Raw genomic sequence first — 14,771 nt, 5'->3', positions numbered from 1 at the left:
ACATGAAAGTTCCCTTTAGCATTTACTACATGGAAATACATCAGCTACAGCTGCTGCGCGAGCTTGGCGAACTAGGCAGCGTCACCGCCGTGGCCGAAACATTGTTTGTGACGCCGTCCGCAGTCTCTCAGCAACTCGCCCAGCTCCAACGTTCAGTTACGGTGCCACTGACGCGCAAAGAAGGTCGCATCTTGGTGCTTACTCATGCCGGACGAGTGCTCGCTGAGGCCGGTGGCAAAGTCGTGCAGGCCATGGCTCAAGCCGAAGCCGCTATCGGTGAGCATCTTGAGGAGCCAACGGGTACGGTACGAATTTGTGCCTTCCACAGCGCTGGGCAAACGCTCTTTGGTCAACTCATCGCCCGGATTGCCGCGCGTGGCGGCCCGGAAGTCATTGTGGCCGACGAAGACGTCGCCGAGCAGGACTTTCCCGCGTTGGCTGGACGTTACGACCTGGTGCTGGCGCACCGAATGTCACATAGCGGCGAATGGCAGTCACCCGGTATCACCGCAACTACCCTGGCCGAAGAGCCTTTCGACGTCGTGCTGCCGCCGGGTCATCCTTTTGCCTCCCGACCTTCGTTACGACCGCAGGACGTTGTTGGTGAGCGCTGGGCAACCTCTAGACCCGGTTACTCCCCCGCCGATGTGCTGAACGCGATTTCGGTGCTGACCAGCGAACAGCCTCGGGTGGTGCACCGGGTCAACGACTACAGCACCGTCGCCAGCGTCGTGGTAGCAGGTGGGGTCTTGGGCTTACTGCCGCGCTACTTGGCTACTGCTGCGCTGCCCGCGGGGGTCACGCTGAAGCCGCTCGAAGGAATTCGAACTCGACGGAAAATCGATTTGCTCAGCCGACCAGAAAACCTGGCCAGAAAATCCGTCCGGATTGTCGCGGAAACCTTGCAAGAAGTGGTTACCGAGTTGGTTGACGCTAAGACCGAGCTGGCTTTTCGCTCAGCTCCCCCGGTGTCTCAACGGCAGTTTTAGTTGCGGTTCCATTGCGCACGACAACGGCGATCCCAGCAACGCAGACCAGCAATCCGATGGTCTCAGCAAGGTTTGGCCAGGATCGGCCAAACCAGATAATTTCGGCAGCTCGCACGAGGAACGGCACGGCAAGCGAAACAGTTGCGGTGAATACTACGCCCTTTTCGTGAATCAGCCGATGCTGGATCACATACACCGGGACGTAAACCACCACGCCCAAAATCAGGAACCATAACCAATCAAGCGGGGCAATGCGGAAGAATCCCGCCAAAGTTCCGCTCGCGGCCATAACGCAAAACAGCAGCACCGTGCCAAAAAGGAAAATTCTTAAAAGAAGATCACTGGGGTTGTGTCCCCGCGATATCCGCGCATAGTGCTGGCCGTAGAGGGCAATCGAACACACCGCAATGACCGCGGCAACTACTCCCGCGATTCGCATCGCGCCGTCTGCACTGGAGTCCTGGAAAGAGCCCAGAACGTAAACCGCTGCGCCGGCAACCGCCAAGACCACGGCCATTACCGCCAACCAGCTGGTGCGTTGTTTGAAGAAAAGTACCCCGAACACCATTGATAATCCGGGCGCCATCGCAATCACCAGATTGGTCACCGAGGTGCCTACGATGGAGATGGCAAAAACCGAGAACAAAGCATAGATGGCAACACCCAGAAGACCCGATATCAAGAGCGGGATTGGTCGGTTAACAATCAAATACACAGATCGTTTGAGTGACCCTCTGCTGCGCAAAGCAATCAACAACAAGCCAATGCAGCTAAACAACGAGCGGCCAGCAGCAACCGTCTGAGCATCATTGTGTTCAACTAAAGCGCCAGAAAGAATCCATGTTGCGGCCAGTAACAATGCCAGCCCACCACACAGGGCTAGCACCAGTCCTCGCCGCAAACCGGGCCGCTGCACCTGGTCAATTGCCGGATGTTGACTCATGCTTCGCCCAAAACTCCTTCGACAAACCGGGACATCGCCAGATTTCCTGCCGTGAGCCAGCTGTCGGCCACTAATGACGCACCGTTCATGGCCTTGCCTTGTGCAGAGGCTAAAAACAGCACAATATCAGCGATATCTTCTGGTTCTGCAACGTCCCCGGAGGGGTACCACTGCCGCAGAATCTCAAACGTTTCCGGGTTGACCGCAACTTGCTCGGCCCAGGCCGGCGTTTTAATGGTTCCCGGCACAATCGCATTGCAGCGAATGCCCTTCGGCGCATATTGCACCGCAATACTGCGCGTCAGCGAGAGCAGCGCTGCTTTGGCCGCGCTGTAGGGCGGATGACCATAAAACCCCGCAGCGTTAACCGAAGAAAATATTAACGATGCTGCCTCGCCCGGCTAGCAGCATCTGCTGCAAAGCGGCCCGGCTACAACTGACGGCGCCCTCCACAATGATGGCGTAGTCGCTGCGCCATTGCGTCAGCTCAGTATCGATAAAACTGTGCGGGATAGCGCATGGCTTGATCGCGTTGTTGACCAAAATACTGCACGGGCCAAGCTCGGCGGCAGACCAGGCGAAAACCTGCTGAACAGCGGCTTCATCCGTAACATCCAACAACTGCCAGTGCACCAATCCAGGCTGGAATGCAGCCGTAATTTCTTGCGCTCGTGCGATGCCTTCAGCGGAAATGTCGGTGGCCACCACAGTTGCACCGTGCTCGGCCAACCTCTGCACAACGGGCAGTCCTAATCAGCCCGCAGCACCGGTTACCAGAGCGATCTCGGCACTCAAATCGAAGCCTCTCGCTTGAACCCCACTCGTTTGAACCCTACCGGTCTACCGGCATCGCGCAGCGACTCGGTAGCTCCGGCCCCTGCCCGGACCGCGGCGAGGGCCGAGCGACCGTTTCCGGCGCCCGGATCGCCTTCAGCCAGCGCTTGCAAGAAAGCCGCCACGATGCGTGGATCCGCGCCGGCGTGACTGCCAGAAGGATGATGCACATTGATTCGGATATCTGGTTCCTCCGAATAACCCATGATCCGCTGATTCCAGACTCTGATCTGAGCTCCCGGTCCGTCACCGAAATTCTCTAATCTGCCCCGGTCACCAATCACCGTGTAACTGCGCCAATAATCCGGTGTGTAATGGCACTGCTGATAGGTCGCCAAGACCCCGTTGCTCATCTGCAGGTTCACAATGCTGAGATCTTCGACATCAATTACCTCAGCCAGATCAGTACGATCCACCGGTGGCCAACTGCGTAAGTAGGCCTCCCAATCATGGTCGATCGAAGGTTCGGGCCGCGCACCAGGTACCGGGAAGTACACGGTGCGTTTACCAAAAGCACTCACCCGCTCAGGCTCAGAACCGGAGAGATAGTTAATCACGTCCAGATCATGGGCTCCTTTTTGCAGGAGCAACGAGTTCACCTTCTGCCGATCTGCATGCCAGTCTTTGAAGAAGAAGTCTCCACCATGACCAACAAAATGCCGGCACCAGATGGACTTCACTTCACCGATCAAGCCGTCGTCGATCGCTTTTTTGAGCGATTCAACCACTGGCATGAATCGCATATTGTGCCCAACAAAAAGCAGCTTTTGATTGCGCGTTGCTGCGGCCAGCACCGCTTCCGCCTGCTCGGCCGTTACGGCAAGCGGTTTCTCAACGTAAACGGCCTTGCCAGATTCCAAGACGTCGATCGCATGCTCGGCGTGCAGATAGTCCGGCGTCAGCACCACCACAGCGTCCAAATCGTGAATCGCCCCGGTGTGTCCGGAGACTTTCTTGTTTGAGAGGATCAGGACATGGCAGGGAAAACTACGACACGGTATCCGCAGGAGTTGAAGGATCGTACGGTGCGCATGGTGGCGGAGATGGAGGGTGCGTCTTCGGAGTGGGCGGCGATGCAAAAAGTTGCCCAGCTTTTGGGTGTGGGTGTGCCGGAAACGGTGCGTAAATGGGTCCGGCAAGCCGAGATCGATGTTGGTACTAGAACTGGAACAACGAGCACGGAATCGGCCGAGCTGAAACGGTTACGGCGTGAGAACGCTGAGCTGAAACGGGCGAACGCGATCCTTCGGAGTGCTTCAGCTTTTTTCGCGGTCGAACTCGACCGCCACAACACTGATCGTGAAATACATCAAGGACCATGCCGGTCACCGCGAGAATAATGGATTGCGGTGGGGTGTCGAGTCGATCTGCCAGGTGCTTACTGGGACGGGGTGAAGACCACCCCGTCCACGTACTACGAATGGGTGGATAAAACACGATCTCACCGAGAACAACGTGATGAGGTGCTCAAGCCCGTGATCCAGAAGGTGTATGCCGCTAATTACGGGGTTTACGGCACCAGGAAAGTCTGGTTGGCGATGAACCGTGAAGGTGTGCCGGTGGCCAGGTGCACGGTAGAACGGCTCATGGGGTTACTTGGCATACAGGGTGCGGTCCGTGGCAAGGTCAAACGCACCACGATCAAAGACTCGAAGGCGGCCCGAGCGAAGGACTTGGTCCGCCGTGATTTCACACCAACGGCACCGGATCGGCTATGGGTAGATGATTTCACCTATGTTTCGACCTGGTCCGGGTGGGTCTATGTTGCCTTCGTGATCGATGCCTACTCTCGGAGGATCCTGGGCTGGTCAGCGAGTGCTTCTATGAACACCGTGCTAGTGCTCAACGCAGTTAATCAGGCAATCTGGAGTCGTGAACGGGCCGGGGCTGAGATTTCCGGGGTGATTCATCATCACGATGCCGGGGCTCAATACGCCTCCTTGGCCTTCACCGAACGCCTGGCCCAGGCCGGTATCCGCCCCTCGATCGGTTCTGTGGGTGATAGTTACGACAACGCCTTGGCGGAAACCATCAACGGGCTTTATAAGACCGAGCTGATCAAACCCGGCAAGCCCTGGCGGACTCTAGAAGAAGTCGAAATCGGCACCGCTGAATGGGCCGATTGGTACAACCACCGAAGGCTCTACCAGTACTGCGGAGACATCCCACCAGTAGAGCTAGAAAACCACTACTACAATCACTACCAGAGCACGGCAGCCGCCGACAGGCTCATCGTCTGAGAAACCCTCCGGACACACCGGGGCGATTCAACAGGCCCGGGATCATGAGCAGCAACATTTGCCAATCCCGTTTGAACCTCAGACGCAATGGAATCTTCTTGGCCGTTGCGTTCTTACCGCCTCGACCTCTCTTACTCCCCCGGCCTTTTCGCCCGAGAGTATCGGTTGACACTCCGGATGAGGCCGACCCGGCATTGCTCTGCGGAGAATCGGAGCGTTGCAGCGTTGCTGAACCCATGGAGTCCCTCTCTCACCATGAACTGGATCAGTGACTCAGCTCAGATCTTGTTAATCGTTTAACAAACCATGAGAGTCAAATCGAAAACATGCAAGAAGATGATTGCAGAACCAAGTTTCGATCAGCTTGGACCATGATCGCGGTTGAGTGCGTCGAGCGTCTCGCTCGAAACTAACGGGCTCTTGCTGGTAAGAAAGCTGGGAAAAATTCGGCGATTTTACGATCAAACGAATGAGATAGATACCTTCGGAATTAATTCAAAATAAATCACAATTCTGCGAGCCTGAAAGAAAAATCCGAATTTACCGTCAAGTTTCTCACAATCTTCAATTTCCATTGATAATTCATGCGAATTTAGGGGATCGTGAAACTATCCACTGAATCTTCTGTGCAAAAAAAATGCGGAAGATTTGGCACATCGAGCAGTCTCAATAGAGGAAGTTCTTATGAAGCTGAATAAATTTCTCGTCGGCGCCGCACTGACGGTAATTGCGCTAAGCGGCGCATCTGCGTTGCCCAGTGCAGCAAATGCTGCGCCCGTGGCACCCCGAATTGTCGGCGGTGAAGCTGCTGATTTCTAATCGGTTCCCTTCACCGCAAAACTTCTCAAGAACGGTGCATTCAATTGCACCTCAGAAGTTATTTCTAGCACTTGGGTTCTGACGGCAAAGCACTGCGTGGGCGGCACAATCACTATCAAAGTAGGCAGCACCGACATCGATGGTGGCACTTAGCTAGACAGCAGCCAAGTTGTCACCTGGGATGACGGCGATTTGGCTCTCGTAGAGTTGGCGCAGCCAACAGACACACCAACTGCCACGCTCGGTTCCACGACGCCTTCAATTGGCGCGAAGGGCAACATTTACGGTTGGGGACGGGAAACTCCTACCGGCCCAGCTTCGCCCGTGCTGAAAACGGCCAGTGTGAAGGTTACCGGCTACGGTTCAGACAATGCTGGTGGACCGTCCGTTAGGTTCAATGGCATCAGCGGATCTTGCTGGAAGGGCGATTCCGGTGGTCCCTTGATCGTTGGCGGCAAAGTCGTTGGAGTTGCCTCGACTAGCTCCAATGGCGGCAGTAACCCACAGGGCGCTTGCGACTACGTTGATGTAGCCAAGGGCCTTTCCTGGATCAAGGACGTCGCCGGACTCTAAGCAACTCCCGCTTTTCCACTCCGTCGAGTGTCGACTTGTGGCTGGTTTTTGGTGTTCAAACCAGCCACAAATCGACACTCGACGGGGGTAGAGCGTTAGGGGTGGAGGGTGAGGATTGTGGCGTCGTCGGCCTTTTCACCAATAGCGGCCTGGTGCTGGCGCAGCTCGGTCTGTAACTCCAGGACGCCAATCGGGGTCGAGACCGCGTCAAGAAACTCCTCCGGGCTGGCAATCAGGCCAAGGTCGACGGCCCGCCAGGCACCATCGCTGACCAGAGTTAACAATTCCGGCGCGTTGCAAGGAACTACCAAGGCATGCTCAGCGGCTTCCGGCTCGCGTCGAGCCACCCAGAGACCCTCGGTAGTATTGCGACGGCGACGCGAAGCCGCCAAATCCTCAGAGCTCATCTTCGCGGCCTGAGGATCAGCGAGCGCAGCAACCACGTGCTTGATTGCGCCGCCGCGCTCTCGTACCACCACATGACAGTCCGCAAGCGAAAGTACTTCGACGCCGTCGCAGTCGCCTGCCCGATTAAAGGTCAGCTGCACCACTGATAAAGCTGCGGAGGGAAATCGCACCCGTTCCTCACCGACCAGCTGCGCACCGATTCGATCAATCTGAGCCAAGGCCGCCGCCAGCACCGCCCGAGTACCAGACAAGCTAGCGGCCAAAGCGAGTTCTTGGCCCAAAGCTGCGGAATACCAACCAGGATCGCTCGCGGCAGGCAAGCTCAAGGGCCCCAGGACTGAGGTAGCTCCATCAATGACCCAGGCAGTATTACCGGCAAAGCCACAAGCATCCTCATTGGGATGATTGTCGCCCTCAGAAAGTACCCGGGCAACAATCTGCCAAGACAAAGTTAGCCCTCCACGCCCAGAGTCTTCAGGATCAGTTCACGCACGCGACCGGCATCCGCCTGTCCGCGAGTAGTTTTCATCACGCCGCCAACAATCGCGCCAACGGCTTGCACCTTGCCGCCACTGATCTTGTCCGCGACATCGGGCTGAGCTGCCAGGGCTTCATCAATAGCAGCTTGCAGAGCGCCGTCGTCGGAAACCACAGCCAAGCCACGTGAGGCGACAACCTCGGTAGGCGAGCCTTCGCCAGCTAATACGCCGTCGAGCACATCACGGGCCAGCTTGTCATTGATCTTGCCAGCGTCGATTAGGCCCTGTAGCTCAACAACAACCGCGGGGCTCACGCCAAGCTCTACCGGTTCGACGTCGGCGATCTTGGCTCGACGAGCGATCTCACCCATCCACCACTTACGGGCGACCGCAGCAGTAGCACCCGCGGTGATGGTCGCTTCGATTTCATCCATGATACCGGCGTTGACAACATCCCGGAACTCAAGGTCCGTATAGCCCCAGTCGGCCTGCAGCCGCTTGCGTCGTTCAGCAGGAGGTTCGGGCAATTGCGCGCGCAGCTCTTCAACCCAAGCTGCGGTGGTGACCACCGGGACCAAATCTGGCTCTGGGAAATACCGGTAATCATCGGCATCAGACTTCGGTCGACCCGAGGTCGTCGTGCGGGTGTCTTCGTGCCAGTGTCGAGTCTCTTGGACTACCTTGCCGCCGGCATCCAGAATTCCGGCATGCCGTTCCATTTCAAAGCGAACGGTATGTTCGACGGCGCGCAGCGAGTTCACATTTTTGGTCTCGGACCGGGTGCCAAGAGTTGTGCTGCCCTTAGGCATCAGTGAAACGTTCGCATCACAGCGCACATTCCCGCGCTCCATCTTGGCATCGGAAACACCCAAGTTTTTGACGATTTCGCGGATCGCAGCAACGTAGGCTTTGGCCAGTTCCGGAGCGCGAGAACCAGCTCCGAGAATTGGTTTGGTCACGATTTCCACCAACGGAACGCCGGAACGGTTGTAATCAACCAAAGAGTAGTCGGCACCTTGGATTCGGCCCGTCGAGCCGCCCAAGTGGGTCAGCTTTCCAGCGTCTTCTTCCATATGCGCGCGCTCGATTTCAACGCGAAACACCGTGCCATCAGCCAGCTCAAGGTCCAGGTAGCCGTCATAAGCAATTGGCTCGTCGTACTGCGAGGTCTGGAAGTTCTTGGGTGTATCCGGGTAGAAGTAGTTCTTCCGCGAGAAGCGGCAGAACTCGGCAATCTTGCAGTTCAGCGCAAGTCCGATTTTGATCGAACTTTCCACCGCGGCTTTGTTCACCACTGGAAGAACCCCGGGCAGGCCCAAGTCAACTTCATTCACATTGGTGTTCGGTACATCGCCAAAAGCATTCGGAGCTGAGGAGAACATCTTCGTGGCGGTGTTCAATTCCACGTGTACTTCAAAGCCAAGCGCGGGCTCGTACCGTTCGAGCAATTCGTCGAAGGGAACCAAAGTTTCAGTCATTATTTCGTTCCTTCCACAGCTGTTGCATTCGAGGCAGCGCCCAATTCCGGGGCCCGGTCTAGGATGGGCCCGCCCCACTGCGCTTCATGTAATGCCTCCAACGCGGCACCTACGCGGTACATCAGCGCATCTTCGCGGGCCGGAGCCAACAGCTGAATGCCGGAAGGTAGCCCATCTTCATCAGCCAGGCCATTCGGTAATGACATACCAGGTACACCAGCGAGGTTTGCCGGAATGGTCGCAACGTCGTTGAGGTACATCGCCAGCGGATCAGCCATTTTCTCACCAAATTTGAACGCCGTGGTTGGCGCAGTGGGTGAAATGAGGACATCCGCTTGAGCGAATGCCGCCTCAAAATCACGCTGAATCAGCGTACGGAACTTTTGTGCTGAGCCGTAATAGGCGTCGTAATAGCCGGCTGAAAGCGCATAGGCGCCAAGGATGATTCGACGCTTCACTTCGTTGCCAAATCCGGCCGCACGGGTCGCAGACATGACTCGCTCAATCGTCATCGGGCCGTCTTCGGGGAGCTTGCGCAGACCAAAGCGAACGCCATCAAACTTTGCCAAGTTACTTGATGCCTCTGACGGCATGATCAAGTAGTACGCGCCCAAGGCGTAACCAAAACTAGGGCAGGAAACTTCTACGATCTCAGCACCTGCACCGCGTAACAACTCTAAAGACTCACGGAAGCGCACCTCAACGCCTTCTTGGTAACCTTCGCCACCGAGCTCCTTGACGACGCCGATGCGCACGCCAGTTAGGTCACCGTTGGCTCCCAGCCGGGCGGCATCCGCGAGGCCCGTGCAGCCAGTCTGCCCGTTAATCGGATCAACCAGGGACGTTGAGTCTTTGGGATCGTGGCCACCAATGACTTCTTGCAGCAGCGCAGCGTCGAGCACGGTACGACTAACCGGGCCGATTTGATCCAGCGAGGAGGCCATCGCAATTGCCCCATAGCGGGAGACGCCGCCATAGGTCGGCTTGACGCCGACAGTTCCAGTAACTGCACCCGGCTGACGAATCGAACCGCCGGTATCAGTACCCAATGCCAATGGCGCTTCAAAAGCAGCTACGGCAGCTGCCGAACCACCACCTGAGCCACCGGGGATCCGGGTCAAATCCCAAGGATTACGTGTGGGACCAAAAGCGGAGTGCTCAGTTGAGGAGCCCATCGCGAATTCGTCCAAGTTGGTTTTACCCAAAATTGGCATCTTCGCAGCCCGGATTTTTTCAATCACGGTGGCGTCGTAAGGGCTGATCCAGCCCTCCAGGATTTTAGAACCGGCCGTAGTCGGTTGCCCTTTAGTCACGATGAGATCTTTGATCGCAATCGGCACACCGGCCAATTCGTGCAGCTCTTTGCCTGCCGCACGGTCTGCATCAACCTCGGCAGCGACGCGTAGAGCTTCTTCAGCATTCAAATGCAAAAAGGCGTTCAACTCGCCATCTACCAGGGCGATTCGGTCCAAATATGCCTGCGTCACCTGGACGCTGGTCACTTCACCCGAGGCAAGCTTGGCCGCCAAAGCGGCCGCCGAAAGTTTAATCAGTTCCGTCATGAAATTAGTCCTCTTCCAGGATCGCGGGGACTTTGAAACGGCCGTCTTCAGCATCCGGAGCACCGGAGAGTACTTGTTCTTGGCTCAGCACGTGGCCCACGGTATCTTCCCGAAGCACATTGCTCAACGGGATAGGGTGCGAGGTTGCCGGCGCATCATCGCCAGCAATTTCACTAACAGACTTCACCGAATCGACGATGACGGCCAATTCTCCAGCCATCCGATCCAGTTCTGATTCGGACATGTCAATGTGCGCGAGCTGCGCCAGGTGCGCAACGTCATCACGATTGATTTCAGCCATGGGACTCCCTTGGAAGCTGTGTAAAGATTCCCCACTAGTCTATGCGTAGCCGTAGACCCAGCGAGAATCATTCCGTGCGGTGGGAATCGCTAGGGGAATCGCTACGGAAATTCGGGCAAAGACTCTTCGAGTTCCAGGCGGTAAACCCGCAGCCAGATTTCTACCTCAGGATCGGTATTTGGCCCGGTATTTGGCACCGTCCAGTCACGCCATTCTTGGCGGCTAAAGCCCATCGACTGGTACAGGGCATGGGCTGACACCCAGTTGTCCCCCGTGGTCAGACTCACCGCATCAACGCCGTCTAAACTCTGAGCGTGCGCAATGATGGCCTTCACCATAGCCTTGCCAATTCCGCTGCGCTGAAGTCTGGGGTCTACCACCAAAATTCGCATTTCGAGCTCGTCAGGCATGGCAATATCCGCATAGGGCTCACCGTGCCGAGCTAGCGTAACCGCACCAACCACCTGGGCACCGTTGCCACGATCCTGCTCGGCAACCCAAATTTGCGCAGCTTGGGCCCGCCGTTTCACGTCTTGGATTTGAACTAAATAGGGGTGTTCAGCTGAATCGAAGTAGCCAGCACCCAGGTAGGAATCTCTGGTGATTCGAGCGACGTCGTCAAAATCGCCAGGAACGGCAGGGCGGAAAGTAATCACTATCCCCACGATGACAGAGCCTAAGGGCACAATATCAACTCGATCACCTCGCAAAACCTGCTGATTGGAACCTGCACGCCCGCTAAGGCGTTGACATCGAGACAGTGATTGCGAATCGCTTCTCAAGAACTCTGGCCGCGCCCAGTTGCCAAGGAACGGTTGAGTGCCGCACCATATTACCGGCGGTTACACAGCCAATCCGCCAACTATTAAACTTCAATCCGAACGTGTGGAAAGGCCTCGACGTGAGCCGTGAATACCGCACGTTTTACCAAGTCTTGCAGTTAGCCGTGACAGCAGACCAGAAGCAGATCAAAGCCGCTTACCGGCGTGCTGCCCGCGAAGCTCACCCTGATCATGGTGGAAATGCCGAAGAATTCCGCATTGTCACTGAGGCGTATCAAACCCTCATTGATCCGACTAAGCGAGCCAGTTACGACCGCGCTTATGCCCCGGTTGGGCCAGAGCAAGCTAGGCAAAGTACGCAGAAAGCGCAATTTAGAACTAGCCGTACAGAACAGGAACAGGCAAACCGTAACGCCACGGGCCTCCCGGTGTTCGTGCCTGCGTTCGGCGGGCAGCAAGCCCCACTACTGCCGCTGGAGCAAGCTAGCCGACAGATTCACGGTGCACCTCGGAAACGAGGGCTCTTCGGTGCACAGGCTCGACTCATTTGCGAAGCCCGCAGTATCGAGCTGATCCAACAGCACATTCTGCACAAATATCCCTCAGCCCGGCTGGTCAATGGCTTGGTATCGCCCATTGACAAAAGTCATCTAGATCACGTGGTGCTGATGGGATATCGGCTGGCCGTAGTGTCCTCGATGATGGTGCCCGAGGGAGCCTACCGTTGGAATGGCAGCACCCTGGTGCATGGCCAACGCGGTATCGAGGCTCCTCGGCTCTTACCGGCAGTGCACGCGCTTTCCCAGCTTTTCCCTGAATGTACGGTGTCCGCGTGGATCATCGTGCACTCCCCCGGCGGGAATCCCTTTGAACCAGTAATTGACTACACTCGCCGCAACGAGACCGACGGCGGCCCGCACCTCAACGTGGTTGGCGCTGCTCGATTAGGGCGAGAACTCGGCTCATTTCTGGTCGCCGGGCGCACACCGCAGGTTGTCGATCTACAAGTACTTTCACGACTTTTGGGCGGCATGTACTAACTGCTTCACGCAAGCTAAATCACAAGGCCTGGCAAAGTTAAACCGCTACACTGATCCGGTGTTTCGCATCCTGTTTTATACCCCAGAAATCCCGGGCAATACCGGCAATGCCATTCGGCTTGCGGCAATTACCGGCTCCGAGCTGCACTTAGTAGAACCCTTTGGGTTCGAGCTAGAAGATTCCAAGCTACGCCGCGCAGGTCTTGATTATCATGATCTTGCCGTTTTGCACGTACACCCGGATTTGCCGAGCGCCTGGGCTGCGCTCGCTCCTGAACGAGTGCTCGCTTTCACCTCTGACGGGGAAGCTTCTTATACCGACATCGAATATCAAGCTGGCGATGTGCTGATGTTTGGTCCGGAATCTGTCGGCCTACCAGCAGAAGTCAAAACCGACCCGCACGTTACCTCTCGTGTTCGGCTGCCTATGCTGCCTGGACTGCGATCACTCAATCTGGCCAATGCTGCTTCAATCGCTGTCTATGAAGCCTGGCGGCAACACGGATTTCCCGGCGCACAACTCTGACCGGAACCGCCCCGCAACACCGGACTAAGCAAAGGAACGCCATGGACTCGAGCAGCAATAACAACGTCAGAACCTTTAGCCCCAGAAGCAGCCTGACGGCTCGGGATCCTGGCTTAGCCTTTACCGATGGTTCGATGCAGTTCGAGGCCTGGTCCGAAGCGCTCTGGGATCCGGCCGCGCGCACAATAGTGGCGGCTACTCAGCTCAAAGAAGGCGAACGAGTCTTGGACGCATGCTGCGGATCGGGGGCAGCAACGATTCCAGCGGCGCTCGCGGTAGGGGCCAGCGGGAGCGTTGACGGCGTTGACCTTTCGTCCGGGTTGCTCGCCTCGGCCGGTAAGAAGCTCGGTGCAGCTCACATTCTGAACACCACTTTGACGCACGCCGATGTGACTGCTTGGCGCGGCCATCGAACTTTCGATGCGGTGCTGTGTTCTTACTCGATTTTCTTCTTTCAAGACATGTCCGACGGCGTAGCCCATCTGCTTTCGATGCTTAGGCCTGACGGGCGAATTGTGCTCAATACCTGGGTCCGGGGCGCATTGTCACCGCTTGCTGAGTTGATTTTGCAAGCGGCCATTACTGAACGCCCGCGACTTGCTGAGGTCATTCCCTTGGCTAATCAAAATATGGACCTGATCTCCAATGCCGATTCGCTACATGACTGGCTCGCGAAACTCGGCCTCACCGCCATCGAGGTCGAAACGCACCCGCTCAAACTCAGTGTTGACGCGGAAATGGCCTGGGCTTTGGTTATGGGAAGTGGCTGGCGAACGCTTTTGCCACGCGATCCAGATGCCATTGCCCGGGTAAGCAAAGAGTTTTTGGGCTCGATCCGCGCGCTTGGTAGCCAAGTTGAGTTCAATTCCGACACGCTCGTCGCCAAAGCTAGCAAAGCCTGATTCGGCTCGAATAAGTCGGACTGGATGAGCGAACTTTGGGACCGGGCCGCGGACAGATTCGATCGATGGACCCAATCGCTCTGGGCCCCGCTGGCTATCCCCTTAGTGGACGCCGCCGCGTTGCAGCCTGGTGAAGCGGTTTTCGATGCCTGTTGCGGCACAGGTGCATCAGCCTTTCTCGCGGCGAAAGCCCTGGGTTCAGCCGGCGTCGTAACTGCCGTTGATCTGTCAACGCAGATGGTTAGCGCAGCCCAAAATACTGCTCGGCTACTGGACGTTCCGTAACTCTCCTTCAAAGTGGGCGACGCGCTCACTACCGAGTCAAACAATTACGACGCCGTACTCTGTGGTTTTGGCGTCTTCTTCCTCGGCGAGCCAGCGGTAGCTTGCGAGTCTTTGAGCTCTCGGCTACGACCAGGCGGCCAGCTAGTGCTGAGCGTCTGGCAAGGTAGGCCTTTTAGCTCGCTAACGAAGTTGGTGTTGGCCGCTTGCGAAGCGGAAGGCGGCCCCCGCCAAGTAGCCAGCGCATCTGCACGAAATCTTGGCAAAACCAATACCGAAGCAAAACTGATTGACATCCTCAGCACGGCAGGCCTATCGGATATTACGGTGAGTGCGATTCCTTTTTCCGTGCCTCTCACGCCAGAAAGCGCCTGGGACTTTGTGCTCTCGAGCCTGCTTATCGCTGCGCTGCCCACTGATCCGCGCGTTGTCGAACGCGTTCGACAACGTCTTATTGCGAATTGGTGTCCCCTAAATCTAGAAGCAGATGCCCTTATTGCCCGTGCCACAAAACCCTGGCCCATCCAACCCGCCCTGAGCTGCGAATATCAGGTGTCAGAGATTTGCAAGAGGGGGTGAACAGGTGGCCGCAACGATTCAGTTATCTCCATAT

Annotated in this window: 16 protein-coding genes and 2 pseudogenes; 9 read left to right on the top strand and 9 right to left on the bottom strand. The window is 56.7% G+C overall.

Annotated elements, in window-relative coordinates; all coding sequences use genetic code 11:
• Window positions 1-2: 2 nt before the first annotated feature.
• The gene (locus tag RSAL33209_RS05645) at window positions 3-989 is read left to right on the top strand and encodes a LysR family transcriptional regulator (RefSeq protein ID WP_012244720.1); all 987 of its coding nucleotides are present in this window, start codon (window positions 3-5) and stop codon (window positions 987-989) included.
• Here RSAL33209_RS05645 and RSAL33209_RS05640 read toward each other — a convergent pair.
• From RSAL33209_RS05640 to RSAL33209_RS05630, 4 genes are read right to left on the bottom strand one after another with little or no spacing between them, the layout of a single operon-like run.
• The gene (locus RSAL33209_RS05640; RefSeq protein WP_041684514.1) at window positions 934-1,932 is read right to left on the bottom strand and encodes a DMT family transporter; all 999 of its coding nucleotides are present in this window, start codon (window positions 1,930-1,932) and stop codon (window positions 934-936) included. The genes RSAL33209_RS05645 and RSAL33209_RS05640 overlap by 56 nt on opposite strands.
• The gene (locus tag RSAL33209_RS19180) at window positions 1,929-2,312 is read right to left on the bottom strand and encodes an SDR family oxidoreductase (RefSeq protein ID WP_080503771.1); all 384 of its coding nucleotides are present in this window, start codon (window positions 2,310-2,312) and stop codon (window positions 1,929-1,931) included. Before RSAL33209_RS19180 ends, RSAL33209_RS05640 begins: the two co-directional genes overlap by 4 nt.
• Window positions 2,296-2,679 (bottom strand): SDR family NAD(P)-dependent oxidoreductase, encoded by a 384-nt coding sequence (locus RSAL33209_RS19175; RefSeq protein ID WP_080503770.1) that lies wholly within the window; start codon window positions 2,677-2,679, stop codon window positions 2,296-2,298. The genes RSAL33209_RS19180 and RSAL33209_RS19175 overlap by 17 nt, the downstream gene beginning before the upstream one ends.
• A 44-nt stretch (window positions 2,680-2,723) precedes the next feature.
• Window positions 2,724-3,677 (bottom strand): Gfo/Idh/MocA family protein, encoded by a 954-nt coding sequence (locus RSAL33209_RS05630; RefSeq protein WP_233496584.1) that lies wholly within the window; start codon window positions 3,675-3,677, stop codon window positions 2,724-2,726.
• A gap of 63 nt (window positions 3,678-3,740) precedes the next feature.
• On the opposite strand from RSAL33209_RS05630, the pseudogene RSAL33209_RS05620 reads away from it, so the two are divergent.
• From RSAL33209_RS05620 to RSAL33209_RS05615, 3 genes and pseudogenes are all read left to right on the top strand, one after another.
• Window positions 3,741-5,006: pseudogene (locus RSAL33209_RS05620) on the top strand (IS3 family transposase).
• 684 nt (window positions 5,007-5,690) lie between these two features.
• Window positions 5,691-5,825 (top strand): hypothetical protein, encoded by a 135-nt coding sequence (locus tag RSAL33209_RS19170; RefSeq protein ID WP_267895930.1) that lies wholly within the window; start codon window positions 5,691-5,693, stop codon window positions 5,823-5,825.
• Between the two features lie 12 nt (window positions 5,826-5,837).
• Window positions 5,838-6,398 (top strand): annotated as a pseudogene (locus RSAL33209_RS05615) (S1 family peptidase); the annotation flags it as partial.
• Window positions 6,399-6,493: 95 nt separating this feature from the next.
• On the opposite strand, the gene RSAL33209_RS05610 reads toward RSAL33209_RS05615, so the two are convergent.
• The 5 genes from RSAL33209_RS05610 to RSAL33209_RS05590 all read right to left on the bottom strand — a co-directional run bounded on the left by RSAL33209_RS05610 (window position 6,494) and on the right by RSAL33209_RS05590 (window position 11,312).
• A complete protein-coding gene (locus RSAL33209_RS05610) occupies window positions 6,494-7,255 on the bottom strand; it encodes a protein phosphatase 2C domain-containing protein (protein ID WP_012244713.1) in 762 nt (253 codons plus the stop codon).
• Between the two features lie 2 nt (window positions 7,256-7,257).
• Window positions 7,258-8,763 carry an Asp-tRNA(Asn)/Glu-tRNA(Gln) amidotransferase subunit GatB gene (gatB, locus tag RSAL33209_RS05605; RefSeq protein ID WP_012244712.1) on the bottom strand — a complete coding sequence of 502 codons (1,506 nt, stop codon included), beginning with the start codon at window positions 8,761-8,763 and terminating at the stop codon, window positions 7,258-7,260.
• Window positions 8,763-10,325 carry an Asp-tRNA(Asn)/Glu-tRNA(Gln) amidotransferase subunit GatA gene (gene gatA / locus RSAL33209_RS05600; protein ID WP_012244711.1) on the bottom strand — a complete coding sequence of 521 codons (1,563 nt, stop codon included), beginning with the start codon at window positions 10,323-10,325 and terminating at the stop codon, window positions 8,763-8,765. The genes gatB and gatA overlap by 1 nt, the downstream gene beginning before the upstream one ends.
• A 4-nt stretch (window positions 10,326-10,329) precedes the next feature.
• Window positions 10,330-10,626, bottom strand: coding sequence for an Asp-tRNA(Asn)/Glu-tRNA(Gln) amidotransferase subunit GatC (gatC, locus tag RSAL33209_RS05595; RefSeq protein WP_012244710.1), 297 nt, complete (start codon window positions 10,624-10,626; stop codon window positions 10,330-10,332).
• A 101-nt stretch (window positions 10,627-10,727) separates the two neighbouring features.
• Window positions 10,728-11,312, bottom strand: coding sequence for a GNAT family N-acetyltransferase (locus RSAL33209_RS05590; protein ID WP_411740985.1), 585 nt, complete (start codon window positions 11,310-11,312; stop codon window positions 10,728-10,730).
• 215 nt (window positions 11,313-11,527) lie between these two features.
• Between RSAL33209_RS05590 and RSAL33209_RS05585 the strand changes: the two genes are divergently transcribed.
• Genes RSAL33209_RS05585 through RSAL33209_RS05565 form a run of 5 tightly spaced genes read left to right on the top strand, consistent with a single transcriptional unit; the run spans window position 11,528 to window position 14,737 of the window.
• Entirely contained in the window at window positions 11,528-12,448 is a 921-nt protein-coding gene (locus RSAL33209_RS05585; protein WP_041685258.1) for a J domain-containing protein, read from the top strand.
• A 58-nt stretch (window positions 12,449-12,506) separates the two neighbouring features.
• The gene (locus RSAL33209_RS05580; protein WP_041684510.1) at window positions 12,507-12,974 is read left to right on the top strand and encodes a tRNA (cytidine(34)-2'-O)-methyltransferase; all 468 of its coding nucleotides are present in this window, start codon (window positions 12,507-12,509) and stop codon (window positions 12,972-12,974) included.
• Between the two features lie 41 nt (window positions 12,975-13,015).
• Entirely contained in the window at window positions 13,016-13,876 is an 861-nt protein-coding gene (locus RSAL33209_RS05575; protein ID WP_012244706.1) for a class I SAM-dependent methyltransferase, read from the top strand.
• A gap of 24 nt (window positions 13,877-13,900) precedes the next feature.
• A complete protein-coding gene (locus tag RSAL33209_RS05570) occupies window positions 13,901-14,161 on the top strand; it encodes a methyltransferase domain-containing protein (protein ID WP_012244705.1) in 261 nt (86 codons plus the stop codon).
• A gap of 12 nt (window positions 14,162-14,173) precedes the next feature.
• Complete coding sequence (locus tag RSAL33209_RS05565; protein ID WP_012244704.1) at window positions 14,174-14,737, top strand: class I SAM-dependent methyltransferase; 564 nt, start codon at window positions 14,174-14,176, stop codon at window positions 14,735-14,737.
• Window positions 14,738-14,771: the final 34 nt, after the last annotated feature.

Source organism: Renibacterium salmoninarum ATCC 33209, assembly GCF_000018885.1.
In the GTDB taxonomy this organism is placed as follows: Bacteria; Actinomycetota; Actinomycetes; order Actinomycetales; family Micrococcaceae; genus Renibacterium; species Renibacterium salmoninarum.
The sequence above is the reverse complement of the archived record's forward strand: the minus strand, read 5'-3'. Positions and strand labels throughout refer to the sequence as shown.